The 13,414-nt window shown below is 42.5% G+C and carries 15 protein-coding genes; 14 read left to right on the top strand and 1 reads right to left on the bottom strand.

The window, feature by feature from the left end:
- Positions 1–3: 3 nt before the first annotated feature.
- The 7 genes from ispG (at position 4) to VQ643_RS12925 (ending at position 6,755) form a co-directional block, all read left to right on the top strand.
- Positions 4–1,113 (top strand): flavodoxin-dependent (E)-4-hydroxy-3-methylbut-2-enyl-diphosphate synthase, encoded by a 1,110-nt coding sequence (ispG, locus tag VQ643_RS12955; RefSeq protein WP_414200230.1) that lies wholly within the window; start codon positions 4–6, stop codon positions 1,111–1,113.
- 15 nt (positions 1,114–1,128) lie between these two features.
- Entirely contained in the window at positions 1,129–2,412 is a 1,284-nt protein-coding gene (gene hisS, locus VQ643_RS12950) for a histidine--tRNA ligase (RefSeq protein WP_414200229.1), read from the top strand.
- A 19-nt stretch (positions 2,413–2,431) separates the two neighbouring features.
- Positions 2,432–3,070 carry a YfgM family protein gene (locus VQ643_RS12945; protein ID WP_414200228.1) on the top strand — a complete coding sequence of 213 codons (639 nt, stop codon included), beginning with the start codon at positions 2,432–2,434 and terminating at the stop codon, positions 3,068–3,070.
- A gap of 13 nt (positions 3,071–3,083) precedes the next feature.
- Positions 3,084–4,229, top strand: a complete 1,146-nt coding sequence (gene bamB, locus VQ643_RS12940; protein WP_414200227.1) for an outer membrane protein assembly factor BamB — start codon at positions 3,084–3,086, stop codon at positions 4,227–4,229.
- A 92-nt stretch (positions 4,230–4,321) separates the two neighbouring features.
- Positions 4,322–5,791 (top strand): ribosome biogenesis GTPase Der, encoded by a 1,470-nt coding sequence (gene der, locus VQ643_RS12935; RefSeq protein WP_414200225.1) that lies wholly within the window; start codon positions 4,322–4,324, stop codon positions 5,789–5,791.
- Between the two features lie 95 nt (positions 5,792–5,886).
- Positions 5,887–6,336 carry a DUF4375 domain-containing protein gene (locus tag VQ643_RS12930; protein ID WP_414200224.1) on the top strand — a complete coding sequence of 150 codons (450 nt, stop codon included), beginning with the start codon at positions 5,887–5,889 and terminating at the stop codon, positions 6,334–6,336.
- Positions 6,336–6,755, top strand: coding sequence for an META domain-containing protein (locus VQ643_RS12925; protein WP_414200257.1), 420 nt, complete (start codon positions 6,336–6,338; stop codon positions 6,753–6,755). Before VQ643_RS12930 ends, VQ643_RS12925 begins: the two co-directional genes overlap by 1 nt.
- Here the strand turns inward: VQ643_RS12925 and rnz are convergent.
- The gene (rnz, locus tag VQ643_RS12920; protein ID WP_414200223.1) at positions 6,752–7,669 is read right to left on the bottom strand and encodes a ribonuclease Z; all 918 of its coding nucleotides are present in this window, start codon (positions 7,667–7,669) and stop codon (positions 6,752–6,754) included. The genes VQ643_RS12925 and rnz overlap by 4 nt on opposite strands.
- A gap of 198 nt (positions 7,670–7,867) precedes the next feature.
- Here rnz and VQ643_RS12915 point away from each other — a divergent pair, with 198 nt between their 5' ends.
- From VQ643_RS12915 to VQ643_RS12885, 7 genes are all read left to right on the top strand, one after another.
- Positions 7,868–9,019 (top strand): pyridoxal phosphate-dependent aminotransferase, encoded by a 1,152-nt coding sequence (locus VQ643_RS12915; RefSeq protein WP_414200222.1) that lies wholly within the window; start codon positions 7,868–7,870, stop codon positions 9,017–9,019.
- Positions 9,007–9,801 (top strand): amidohydrolase, encoded by a 795-nt coding sequence (locus tag VQ643_RS12910; protein WP_414200220.1) that lies wholly within the window; start codon positions 9,007–9,009, stop codon positions 9,799–9,801. The genes VQ643_RS12915 and VQ643_RS12910 overlap by 13 nt, the downstream gene beginning before the upstream one ends.
- Positions 9,802–10,881 carry a hypothetical protein gene (locus VQ643_RS12905; RefSeq protein WP_414200219.1) on the top strand — a complete coding sequence of 360 codons (1,080 nt, stop codon included), beginning with the start codon at positions 9,802–9,804 and terminating at the stop codon, positions 10,879–10,881.
- 2 nt (positions 10,882–10,883) lie between these two features.
- Positions 10,884–11,291, top strand: a complete 408-nt coding sequence (locus VQ643_RS12900) for a YqaA family protein (RefSeq protein ID WP_414200218.1) — start codon at positions 10,884–10,886, stop codon at positions 11,289–11,291.
- 329 nt (positions 11,292–11,620) lie between these two features.
- The gene (locus VQ643_RS12895; protein WP_414200217.1) at positions 11,621–12,175 is read left to right on the top strand and encodes an iron transporter; all 555 of its coding nucleotides are present in this window, start codon (positions 11,621–11,623) and stop codon (positions 12,173–12,175) included.
- A gap of 62 nt (positions 12,176–12,237) precedes the next feature.
- Positions 12,238–12,564: a cupredoxin domain-containing protein gene (locus tag VQ643_RS12890; protein WP_414200216.1), complete on the top strand. Its 327-nt coding sequence runs from the start codon at positions 12,238–12,240 to the stop codon at positions 12,562–12,564.
- 4 nt (positions 12,565–12,568) lie between these two features.
- The gene (locus VQ643_RS12885; RefSeq protein ID WP_414200215.1) at positions 12,569–13,402 is read left to right on the top strand and encodes an FTR1 family iron permease; all 834 of its coding nucleotides are present in this window, start codon (positions 12,569–12,571) and stop codon (positions 13,400–13,402) included.
- The last annotated feature ends 12 nt before the right edge of the window (positions 13,403–13,414 follow it).

Below are 13,414 nucleotides of genomic sequence, written 5' to 3'. Positions count from 1 at the left end.
ATAATGCACGGTGCGTCTGCCATTCAACGCCGAGTTTCACGTAAGATTTATGTGGGTGATGTAGCTGTCGGAGGTGATGCACCTATTAGCGTGCAAAGCATGACAAATACAGAAACCTGTGATGTTGAGGCAACTGTCGCGCAAATTCTGCGTTTAGAGGAAGTAGGAGCAGATATTGTTCGAGTATCTGTTCCTTCAATGGAAGCGGCTGAAGCCTTCGGTAAAATTAAAAAACAAGTTCATATACCCTTAGTTGCTGACATTCATTTTGATTATAAAATCGCTTTGCGCGTTGCACAGCTAGGTGTGGATTGTTTGCGTATTAATCCAGGCAATATTGGCTCTAATGATCGTATTAAAGCGGTTGTGGAAGCCGCACGTGCAAGAGCTATTCCTATACGCATTGGGGTCAATGCAGGTTCGCTAGAGAAAGATTTGCAGAAAAAATATGGCGAGCCAACAGCAGATGCCCTTGTAGAGTCAGCGTTACGCCATGTTGAGCATCTTGATCGGTTAAACTTTCCTGATTTTAAAGTGAGTGTAAAAGCCTCTGATGTCTTTATGGCGGTAGAAGCCTACCGGAAACTAGCAAAAGCTATTGAGCAACCATTGCATTTAGGCATAACTGAAGCGGGTGGCTTGCGCTCTGGTACTGTTAAATCTTCTGTTGGTTTAGGAATGCTGTTAGCAGAAGGAATTGGTGATACTATCCGTATTTCACTAGCGGCTGACCCTGTTGAAGAAATTCGTGTTGGTTTTGATATTCTAAAATCGCTAAAACTTCGTAGTCGCGGTATTAACTTTATTGCTTGTCCAAGCTGCTCACGTCAGAATTTTGATGTTGTAGGTACTATGAATCAGTTAGAAAGCCGTCTAGAAGACTTATTAGTACCTATGGATGTTGCAGTAATTGGCTGTGTCGTTAATGGGCCAGGCGAAGCTAAAGAAGTGAGTGTTGGTCTAACAGGCGGGCAACCCAACCTAGTCTATATTGATGGCAAACCCGCCAGCAAATTAACTAATGCTAATTTAGTTGATGATTTAGAACGTATTATTCGAGAAAAAGCAGCTGAGAAACTAGCTGCAGATGAAGCACTGATTGTGCGCAGTTAGAATCAAGGAATTTTTGTGAGCAAGCCTTTACAAGCCATTACTGGAATGAACGATATACTGCCAGAACAAACTCCAGTATGGCGCTATTTTGAGCAAACAGTTGCGGACTTATTAGACAGCTACGGCTATCGTCAAATCCGAATGCCAATCATTGAGTTTACAGCTTTATTTAAGCGCTCAATCGGTGAAGTGACAGATATCGTTGAAAAAGAAATGTATACCTTCACCGATTTGAATGGCGACTCCTTGACTTTGCGTCCAGAGGGTACAGCTAGTTGTGTTCGCGCGGCTATGGAAAATAGCCTAATTAATCGAGAACAGGTGCAAAAGCTGTGGTATATCGGACCAATGTTTCGTCACGAAAAACCACAGAAAGGGCGCTATCGTCAATTTCACCAAGTAGGCTTAGAAGTTTTTAACTTGCCTGGCCCAGATATTGATGCTGAGCTGATTATTCTTACTTGGCGTTTATGGCAAAAACTAGGTATTCGTGACAAAGTTGAGCTACAGCTTAATAGTCTAGGTACCTCGGCAGAGCGCGCAGAATACCGTCAAGCCTTGGTTGCGTTTTTAGAGGCGCGCTTTGATCAGCTTGATGAAGATAGTCAACGTCGTTTAGCTAAAAACCCGCTACGCATCCTAGATAGTAAGAACGAACACACACAAAGTATTCTTGTAGAGGCGCCTAAGCTTAGTGATTATTTAGGAGATGAGTCACGTACGCATTTTGAAGGGGTGAAAGCACGCTTAACAGCCGCTGGTATTCCTTTTATGATTAATCACAAATTAGTACGTGGTTTAGATTATTACAGTAAAACAGTCTTTGAGTGGGTGACGACTGAGTTAGGCTCCCAAGGTACTGTTTGTGCGGGCGGACGCTATGATGGACTGGTTGAGCAAATGGGTGGCAAACCAACGGCTGGCGTAGGTTTTGCTATGGGAGTTGAGCGCTTAATCTTAATGCTTGAAAGTATTGGTACACTCCCTGCAGATATTGAGCGTCAAGTGGATGTTTTTGTTTGTACCTTAGGCGAAGCCGCAGAGTTTAAAGCACTAGAGTTAATTGAAACAGTTCGTGATAAACTGCCAAAATTGCGTATTTTAGTTAACGCAGGTGGTGGTAGTTTCAAAAGTCAGTTTAAAAAAGCAGATAAGAGTACGGCCTTGTATGCCCTTATTCTTGGCGAGGATGAGTTATTAAATCAGACGGTTGGTTTAAAAAACTTGCGTCAAGAAGGTGAGCAACAGACAATTGCTTGGTCAGCATTAGTAGATACGTTAGCGTCGCTACATAGTTAAGATTGAAAGGAGTATCAGCGTGGCTGATCATTTAACCGATGAAGAACAAATCGCTCAGATTAAAGACTGGTGGTCGCGAAATGGTAAGCCGCTAATTACAGGCGGAATTATTGCGATCATTGGCGTTATTGGCTGGAATAGCTGGAAAAATTATCAGACAACGCAAAGTATTGTTGCATCCCAACAATACCAAGCGCTTATACAGCAGGCACTTGGTTCAGAAAAAGTCGACTTAGCTGCTGTAGCAAGCTTAGCCGATAAGTTAAAAAAAGAAGCTTCAGGCACTTATTATGATCAGTACGGTCAATTAATCTTAGCTAAAGTAGCTGTAGATAATAATAAGTTAGATGATGCTGTAGCTATTTTGCAAAATGTGGCCAACAAACCTGTTGATCCTGTAGTTGGACAAATTGCACGCTTACATTTGGCGCAAGTATTATTAGCACAGTCTAAAGGGCAGGAAGCATTGGCTGCTTTAGAGGGAACAAAAACACCACAAGCCTATATTGCAACGCATGAAGAATTACGTGGTGATATTTTACTTAGTTTAAATCGCCCAGATGATGCACGCGTTGCTTACCAAAAAGCACGTGATTCATTAGCTGATACAGCACCTTTAGGTGTGCTTGAAGTGAAGCTGGATGATCTAGCCAAATAAGGGAAGACTTACTTTGAAACTCTTCAGAAACCTTACTGTTGTAGCGCTAACCGCAGCCATAATGATGGGCTGTAGCAGCAAAGGAAAAAAAGAATTACCTCCAGCAGAATTGGTTAAGTTTCCTGCTGAAATTGCCTTGAAAAAAGAATGGAGCCGCTCCATAGGTAATGGCCAAGGCAAACTCTGGAATAACCTTGAGCCTGCTGTAGAGGGTGGCCATATTTATGCAGCAGACGCAGAAGGCGTGGTTGTTGCTATGGATCGCTACAGCGGTGCTATAGAGTGGAAGAAAAAGCTCAAGTTACCTGTATCTGGCGGCGTAGGTGTCGCTGAAGGTATGGTCATGTTAGGTACTTTAGAAGGTACTGTGATAGTGCTTGATCAATACACAGGCGAAGAAAAGTGGCGTGCTCAAGTACCTAGCGAAGTCTTATCTGCACCCGGTACCAATGGCGATGTTGTTATTGTGCAAACGCAAGACGATCGCTTGATTGCGTTAGACGCAAGTACAGGTGAACAACGCTGGATTTATGAAAACAATCCTGCTGTTTTATCATTGCGTGGTACAAGTAAACCTATAGTAACTCAGTACGTTGTTTTTGCTGGCCTTTCAACAGGTAAGGTTATAGCTGTAGATACCCAGCGCGGTTTGCCTGTTTGGGAGCAGCAAGTGGCTATTCCATCTGGGCGTACAGAATTAGAACGTATGGTGGATATTGACGGTGATATGCTGTTAGTTGGCCCACAATTATTTATTACAAGCTATCAGGGGCAGATTGCTGCTTTAGATGCACAAACTGGACAAATTATGTTCCAGCGCGAAGCCTCTAGTTATGTCGGTGCAGCAGAAGGTTATGGTAACCTTTACGTTAGTCTTGCAGAAGGTGCTGTACAAGCATTAGATGAGCGTAGTGCTACAGTGCTTTGGAAAAATGATAGCTTATTACGTCGTCAACTTTCTGCTCCAGCAGCCTTATCAAGCTATGTGGTAGTAGGTGACTTCCAAGGTTATTTACATATTCTTAGCCAGGTCGATGGACGCTTTGTTTACCGTGATCGCGTTGATAGTAAAGGCTTGCGTGCGCAACCTATAGTGGTCGATGGCTGGATGTATGTGTATGGTAATGGCGGCAAACTTGTCGCACTAACCATCAAGTAATAGATCGCCTTTAAGGCGGCCATATGAAATTTGGCCGTTGTCGTGTATGCGACAACGGCTTTTGTGTTTTTTGTTAATCGCTGGAGGAGCCCATGGTTCCCGTTATCGCTTTGGTGGGCCGCCCTAATGTCGGCAAATCGACACTTTTTAATAGACTCACCCGTACCCGCGATGCGATTGTTGGTGATATTCCTGGTTTAACGCGTGACCGTCAGTATGGCGATGCTAAATGGCATGGTCGTAGTTATATACTGGTAGATACAGGTGGCATCTCAGGCGATGAAGAAGGCATTGACGCCAAAATGGCAGAACAATCCTTACTTGCCATTGAAGAAGCGGATGTCGTATTTTTCTTAGTGGATGCACGTGAAGGGCTAAATGCCTCTGACCAACTAATTGCAGATCATCTACGACGTCGTAATAAAACAACCTTTGTTGTTGCCAATAAAATTGAAAATTTAGATGCTGACTTAGCGCGTGCTGAATTTGCCATGCTTGGGTTAGGTGAAATTAATCCTATTGCTGCGGCCCATGGGCGCGGTATTAATCCATTAATGGAGCAAGCAATAGGGCATTTGCCACGTGATGAAGAACCAGAAATTAGCGCAGAAGAGCTTGAAAGTGTTGAGCAAGGGCAGGAACTAAAACGCATTCCAGGGCCAGATGAACAAGACGGCATCAAAATTGCCATTATTGGCCGTCCTAATGTAGGAAAGTCTACGCTAGTTAACCGCATGCTTGGCGAAGAGCGCGTTGTTGTTTACGACTTGCCAGGAACAACCCGTGATAGTATTTATATTCCTTTTGAACGTGATGAGGAAAAGTACACCTTAATTGATACAGCAGGTGTGCGTCGCCGTGGAAAAATATTTGAAGAGGCAGAAAAGTTCTCTGTTGTTAAAACCTTACAAGCCATTAAAGACGCGAACGTTGTCATCTTTGTTATGGATGCTCGCGAAGGTGTAGTTGAGCATGACCTTAACTTATTAGGCTTTGTATTAGAGTCGGGGCGTGCATTAGTAGTCGCACTGAATAAATGGGATGGCATGGAGCCAAGCGAGCGCGACTGGATTAAAACAGAACTAGAGCGTCGCCTTTACTTTGTAGATTATGCGGATATTCATTTTATCTCAGCCAAGCATGGTACGGGGGTTGGACATCTCTATAAATCAGTTCAATCATCCTTTAAGTCTGCAGTAACACGCTGGCCTACTAATCGCCTAACCCAAGTGTTAGAAGATGCTATCCGTGAGCATCAACCGCCTATGGTGAATGGACGGCGTATTAAACTACGTTATGCCCATCTAGGAGGTGCTAATCCACCTTTAATTATCATTCATGGTAATCAAGTAGATGAAGTACCTAAGAGCTATACTCGCTACTTAGAGAACACCTACCGACGTGTATTACGCATTGTAGGTACACCTATACGAATAGAATACAAAGGTGGCTCAAATCCATTTGAAGGCAAGAAAAATAAACTCAGTGAGCGTCAGGTCAATAAAAAACGCCGCTTGATGGAGTTTAAGAAAGAAAAAGAACGGCGCAAGAAAAAACGCTAATAATACCCCCCTCCATAATGAACTGCCCCCGAAAAGTATGTCCAACTTTTCGGGGGCAGTTCATTATGGGGCGTTTTATTTTTAGGTAATTTAGGATGATGGAAAAAGAGCAACAGCAAGCCCAAGCATTTGAAGATTATAGTTTTCAAGTTGTAGAGCAACTCTTTACGAAATACGATGGAAAGCTAGAGCAAATGCCCGATAAATTACAGGAAATAGTACTGATTTGGCGGGTTGAGGCAGATATGTATAATGGTGGTTTCTTACAGTTTTTCTGCAATTGGGGCTATGACAATTACTGCGCTACGATAAAGCTGCTTGAGCGCTTAGCATTAAAGCATGCGCATGCTATTTTACAGGAGTGTGAGCAGTTAATTTCACCTGTTCAGCACGATGAGCGTGTGACCAGCTATCAGGATATTTATACTTATTTACCAGAGTATTTGTCTGAAACTCAGCTGGCTCGATTAGATGAGCTAGATGCACTTTATTGGGGGGATCCTGATCAGATACAACTTCTATGTTATAAGGTTTATATGCAGTGATGAGGGTACGCAGTTTATTGTTGAGTGTATTGGTTGGGTTGGTAGGGTGTTCAACAGCAGAGGTATTCGACTTATCCACTCAATTACGCCATCGTAACTTTATTCTAGTGCAGGTGAATCAGCAGCTTATTCCTGAGCCCAGTTTTGTGCATCGGTTATCTTTTGGAGAGCGCTTATTTGTCAGTGGTACTATGTGTAATGAGTTTTCTGGATTTGCCCAGATTAAAGGCAGCAAGCTGCAGGTAATAACCTTGCAGCAAACAGAGAAAGCCTGTGTTAATCCTGTGCTGAATACATGGGATCTCATATTACAGCGAATGCTATCCCAAGGCGCTGAAGTGACTTGGCAAGGGCAGTTGTTAATTTTAAAGCAAGGGGATGAGCAGCTTACTTATCAACTGCGTGATTATGTATTTTAAAGCTCGAACTCCATAAAGTCATGGGCGAGATAACTATTAGGAAAAATAGTTTGGCATTCTGCTAATAAACGCTGAAAGTCTGTTTCCTTAAAATATCTTGTGCTGATATGGGTCGCAATCAAGCACTTAACATTAGCCTCTTTAGCTATTTGTGCTGCTTGTGTGGTGGTTGAATGCCCATATTGTGCTGCTTTGTCAGCTAAGGCATGTTCATGAGTTGTTTCATGCACCATGACATCTACTTCTTTAGCCAACAATAGGCTGTTTTCGCAAGGCATAGTGTCGCCAAAAATGGCCAGTTTTAGCCCTTGTTTAGCAGGCAACAAGTACTCTTTCCCATGGATAATGCGCCCGTCATCTAGTTGGATTGTTTCTCCTAGTTTTAAGTTTTTTAACCAAGGTCCTTTCATTATATTTTGTTGCTCTAGGCGCGCTATATCTAAATTAGGTGCGAGAGGGGCTTGCTCTATACGAAATCCAAAAGACTCAATGCGATGCTTTAAGCTATAAGCAGAGACCTTAAAATCTCCTTCGTCAAATAACTCACCCTCAGTAAACTCATTAATAATCAAGGGATAATCTATGTAGGCGCTGGAAATGCTAAGTGCTGTGTCCACGAAATGCTTAATACCCACTGGTCCATAGAGGGTGAGAGGGTCTTTAGTTCCGCTCATAGCACGGCTTGATAAGAGACCAGGTAATCCAAAAATATGGTCGCCATGCAGGTGAGTAATAAAAATCTTACTAATTTTAGTGCTACTAAAATAACTCTGTAGAATTTGCTGTTGGCTGCCTTCACCGCAGTCAAATAGCCAAATTTCTTTACGCGCCCCTATTAAGTCCAAAGCAATACTTGTGACATTGCGATAGCGCGAGGGTACACCTGAACTCGTCCCTAAAAAAATCAGTTTCATTGATTATTCTTCTAACATGAGCTGTTATTTTTACTCGATAGCTTAAGTTATTGTAGATTTAGATAACTGCTAATCCAGCTTAATTGGTAAAGTTAACTGTACCAAGGTGCTATAAAGCTGTTATTCAAACAAGTCAGCATGCAAAATGCAAGGATGCCAAGTTAGCGGCATCTTTTGTTTTTAAGGGTGAGGAAAACTATGCAGTTGGTAAGTAAGCTTCCGAATGTAGGAACCACAATTTTTACTCAAATGTCACAATTAGCGCAACAACATCAAGCGCTCAATTTATCCCAAGGTTTTCCTGATTTTTCTGCGCCAGAACCCTTACTGGTTGCCTTGGCTAAGTATACGCAGTTAGGCTATAACCAATATGCACCCTTAATGGGCTTACCCCAGTTGTGCGAGTTAGTTGCCGATAAAATTGCACGGCTTTATAAAAATACGGTGAATGCGGCAGCGGAAGTCACTATTACGCCAGGAGCTACGGAAGCTATTTTTTGTGCAATACAAGCTATTGTGCGGGCAGGAGACGAAGTTATTGTATTTGACCCTTGTTATGATAGCTATGAGCCATCCGTTGAGTTAGCAGGTGGAAAATGTATTCATCTGGCCTTGCAAGGTGCGCATTTTTCAATTGACTGGCAGGCATTAAAGCAGGCAATCAACATTAGAACACGCTTAATCATTATTAATAGCCCTCATAATCCTAGTGGTAGTCTCCTAACACGGGCAGACCTGGATAGGTTAGCTACTTTAATTCGTGACAAGTCTATTTTTATTTTAAGTGATGAAGTGTATGAGCACTTAGTGTTTGATGGTCAAACGCATGCTAGCGTGTTAGCCCATGAGGAGTTGTATCAAAGAGCCTGTGTAGTAAGCTCATTTGGTAAAACCTATCATGTGACAGGTTGGAAAACCGGCTACATGGTAGCGCCCGAGCACATCACAAAAGAGTTACGTAAAGTTCATCAATATGTCAACTTTTGTGGTGTTACACCTATTCAATATGCATTAGCTGATTTTATGCAGGCATACCCTCAGCATGTGGATGAGTTGCCGAGATTTTATCAACACAAGCGCGATGTGTTGCTCCAGCACCTCTCTGCGTCATCATTTGCCATTCAACCTACCCAGGGCACCTACTTTCAGTTGCTCGATTATTCCGCTATTCGCCCTGATTTAAATGATGTGCAAATGGCGAATTGGCTGACGATTGAAAAAGGCATTGCGACTATTCCGTTATCTGTTTTCTACCAAAATCCGCCGCCGCAGCAGCGCTTAATTCGCGTATGCTTCGCGAAGCGAGATGAGACTTTGGTGCAGGCAGGAGAAAAACTATGCGCGATTTAACACAACTAGAAAACTTACAGTTAGCCATTGTACAGGCACCTATGGTCTGGCAAGACGTAAGTGCAAATTTAGATAATTTCGCACAATTGCTAAACCAAGTTGAGCAGGCTGATTTAGTATTACTGCCTGAAATGTTTAATACAGGCTTTAGCATGGAATCTGAGCGCCTTGCTGAGTCTATGGATGGCATAACAGTAACTTGGCTGAAAGCTCAAGCTATGCGGTTACAGGCGGTAGTTTGTGGCAGTTTAATTGTCAAAGTTGCAGAAGGTGACTTTCGAAATCGACTAATTTGGGCCCGCCCAGATGGCAGCTTGGAAACCTATGATAAACGCCATCTGTTTCGTATGGCTGGCGAGCAAAATCATTACACCGCAGGAACTCATCAGCTAGTGGTAGAGCTGAAGGGCTGGCGGATTCGTCCGTTAATTTGTTATGACTTACGCTTTCCTGTTTGGAGTCGCGATAGCCAAGATACAGACTTGTTATTTTATATCGCCAGCTGGCCGCAAGCACGGCGAAATGCATGGAATCGGTTATTACCCGCACGCGCTATAGAGAATATTTGCTATGTGGCTGGGGTTAACCGTATTGGTGAAGATAACAATGGCTATGCTCATAGTGGTGATAGTCAGGTACTAGATTACTTAGGTGATCCATTGTTACAGGCAAACGCTCAGTTAGGGGTATTTCAGGTAGAGTTAAAGGCTGCCAATTTAGCGAAGTTTAAACAGCGTTTTCCTGCCTATTTAGATGCCGATCATTTTCACTTGGAGCCTTGAGTGCGTAAGTTTTGGATAGCCTTATCGCTTTGTATTTCTTTGTATGGCGGCTGGCAGCTATACCAGTTAGCCACTCATCCATATGTGAGTTTTCTAATTGATGTGACTGAGGATGAGCTACAACGCAATATTGAGCGCAGTTTACTTGTATTTGCGGATCAAACCAAAGTAGAGCAAAAATTACGCGAGGCTTTGCTTGAGACACCAGCAGATTGGTTAGTCATAGACCTTATGCAAGAATATGCTCAAGAGCAGAAGTTTTCTCTTAATACAGCGTTGTTAGAGCAAATTGAGTTAAGAGATAGTGAAGAGCGTGGCTATTGGGCAGCAGCGCAAGATTGTTGGCAGTGTGTGCGTGACCCTGAACATTGCCCGATTAGTTTTGCCCAAACCTGCAATGTGGTTACTGAAATGACGCCTGTAGGGGATGTGCGCTCTTTAATTATTGAATATGGACACTGGCAAAATGATCAAGAGGTTGACCAGTTAAATGTTGCGTTATCTGTGGTAGGTTTAGGCGCAACAGCGGCAGCAGTAGGCACAGTTGGGAGTTCTTTATCCATTAAAGTAGGTGCAGGTTTTATTAAGGCGGCTAAAAATGCAAAGCGCTTAAATAGCAAGTTAACTCGCTTTTTAGTGCGTAATACTGCAGGTTTACTGGACTTTTCAAAAGTACCAAAGGGTTGGGTGAGCGAACCTAGATTACTTAAACAAGCAATTAACTCTGAAAAATACCAAAACATTACACAGTTGGCAGGTGGCGTAGGCGATATGTTACGTGGTGCCGGATTTGCGCGCACCATCAAATATGTCAATACCATTGATGATGCCCATGATGCGGCTAAATTAGGGCGTTTAGCTAAAGTGAGCAAATCGAGAGGAATAGTAGCGTTAGAGATGATGGGGAAAAACCGTTTGTTTAAGCAAATGAGTAAATACAGCCGCTACGCCAAAATCATGATAGCTACAGCTGTAGCCTTTATATTTAGCCTAGTGGGTGTATTTTTCTCAACATTCGTTACTCTTTTTCAGCATGTTGCAGTTAGATATATTCGTCATAAAGCCTTTACTGCAGGTTAGTTATGTTACCGCTGAGCGCATTAGGGTTGCTGGCTGCCTCTGGATTTACCTCGGCTACTTTATTGCCTGGCAGCTCAGAAGTAGCGTTAGTGGTGTTTCTGCAAAGTTATGAAGCATACGCTTGGGTGGCATGGGGGGTACTTAGTGTGAGCAATACACTAGGCAGTATGACTTCTTTGCTGATTGGACGTATTTTTCCGCCTAAAAAACCATTTAATCCACGTATTCAAACGCTTATTCAAGACTATGGTAGTTTAAGTATGTTATTGGCTTGGGTGCCTGTTATTGGTGATGCTTTGCCTGTTGCTGCTGGCTGGTTACGCTTACCTTTTGGGCAGTGCGTTATCTATCTGTTTATAGGTAAATCTGCAAGGTATTTGATTTTAATCGGTTTATTGCAGTTTTTTTAAAATAGGTGGCTCCTTAATAGATTAAATTATTGATAATTTTATAGTGCCAATTATATATGTTGAGTAGTGAATTGGTGCTTTTTAAGGCTGCGACAGAAGATCGCAGCTAATAGCCGCTTAACTAGAAAAACAGCCGTGTTGAACAAGGTTAAAGTGCATCAATAAATCGCATTCAGCTTATATTAAGGTGAAAATCAAGCAATTAATTAAAGGTTAAGCGGAAAATTTTTCAAGACTAATGATATTGGTTCTCATTAGCTACAGAATTACACTTTTATTTAGTTTTCGAGCATCAACTCAATTCTCAACGACTTAAATAAGGTGATCCAATGTCTAAGCTAAGCCATCTTGCTCTCGCTTGCTCAGTTGCACTTTTTGCAACTTCAAGCTGGGCCAAAGAATATCCTGTAGGACAGCCCATTCTTAAACATGGTATGGAAATAGCGGGTGTGTATTTGCAGCCAGTGACTATGGATCATGGTAAAAATCATAGTCAGCATTTGCCGGCAGTAGAAGCAGACATTCATTTAGAAGCCGATATTCATGCCACAGAAGATAATCCTAATGGCTTTGCCGAAGGCGACTGGATGCCGTATTTAACCGTTAAATATCAACTACAAAAGTTAGACGGCAAAAGCCCAGTTCAAGAAGGCGTATTTATGCCTATGGTCGCTAATGATGGGCCACATTATGGTGAAAATATCAAAATGGCAGGACCTGGGAAATACCGAGTGACATACACCATTCTTCCGCCATCTGCCAATGAGCAAGTTGACTTTGGTCGTCATATTGATAAAGAAACTGGCGTAGCTGCATGGTGGGAACCCTTCACTGTATCTTGGGATTTCGTTTACGCAGGTATTGGTAAAAAAGGCGGTTATTAATTAACCACTGATAGATAAGGCAGCTTAGGCTGCCTTCTTGCGTTAAACCAAGGAAACTTATTATGCGTCATTTTTTAGTCGCTTTTTGGCTAGGTATTTTTAGCTTAAATGCTATAGCTGCTGAAACCGTTACTGTTCAACTAGAAATGAAAGACGGTGATCTTATTCCTAACACCTTTACAGTACCTGCAAATACACGCATTCGTATTGAAGTGAGAAATACAGGTACTTCCCCTGTGGAATTTGAAAGTACTCAGCTACGTAAAGAAAAAGTGCTGGCGCCTGGTGCCAAATCTGTGGTTGTGATTGCACGATTGCGTCCAGGTACCTACAGCTTTTTTGATGACTTTCATTTAGACAAGCCGCACGGCACCATCATTGCAGAGTGAACACATGGGACAAGTATTATTTGTAGTCTGGCGTGAAGCAGTTGAAGCGCTATTGGTGATTGGGATTTTGTATGCATGGTTAACCACTTTGCCAGAAGGCAAAACAGGTAAGCGTTTTCTCCTGTTAGGTGTGGTGATTGGTTTAGTATTAGCTGCCTTTCTTGCGGCTAGTATTTATGGCTTATCGAGTATTCTCGAAGGGGAAACCTACGACCTCTTTATGATAGGCATGCAGTTATTTGCAGCAGTATTGATTGTGCAAATGGTGTATTGGATGAGTCAGCATGGGCGTCATCTTAAACAGCATTTAGAGCAGGGCTTATCAACCCATGTAGCCAATGCTAACTGGTTAGGTGTGACCCTCATTACAGCTATTGCTATAGCCCGTGAGGGCAGTGAAATTGTGGTCTTTCTTTCCAGTACTATTTTTGCATTAACCAGCGAAACGCTTTGGCCATTTATAGGGCAGTGTGCGCTAGGTTTAGTGTTGGCCTTTCTAACTTTTTATTGCTTCCAAGCGACTAAACGCTTTATGTCATGGCAGCTATTTTTCAAAATTACCACCATAGTTTTGCTTTTCCTTGGTGCTTCGTTGTTTTTAAAAGGCATGGAAGGCGTATTGGATTATGGCGAAAGCAATCTTGATTGGGAACTAGCAGAGTGGCTGTTAGATCCAGTTTGGAATATTTCAGATTGGCTTAATGATTCTAGCTCTACAGGTAGTTTGTTGGCGTCCTTATTTGCTTATCGTTCACAACCTACTTGGTACAGCCTCATTTGTTTTGGAGCCTATTGGCTGGTTATCTGGTTTTTATTCAAAGTTGTAAAACGTAAATAATTCAACCCATGC

The sequence above is a fragment of the Pseudomonas sp. F1_0610 genome (genome assembly GCF_047470865.1).
Classification (GTDB): domain Bacteria; phylum Pseudomonadota; class Gammaproteobacteria; order Pseudomonadales; family Pseudomonadaceae; genus JAZDRH01.
The sequence above is the reverse complement of the archived record's forward strand: the minus strand, read 5'-3'. Positions and strand labels throughout refer to the sequence as shown.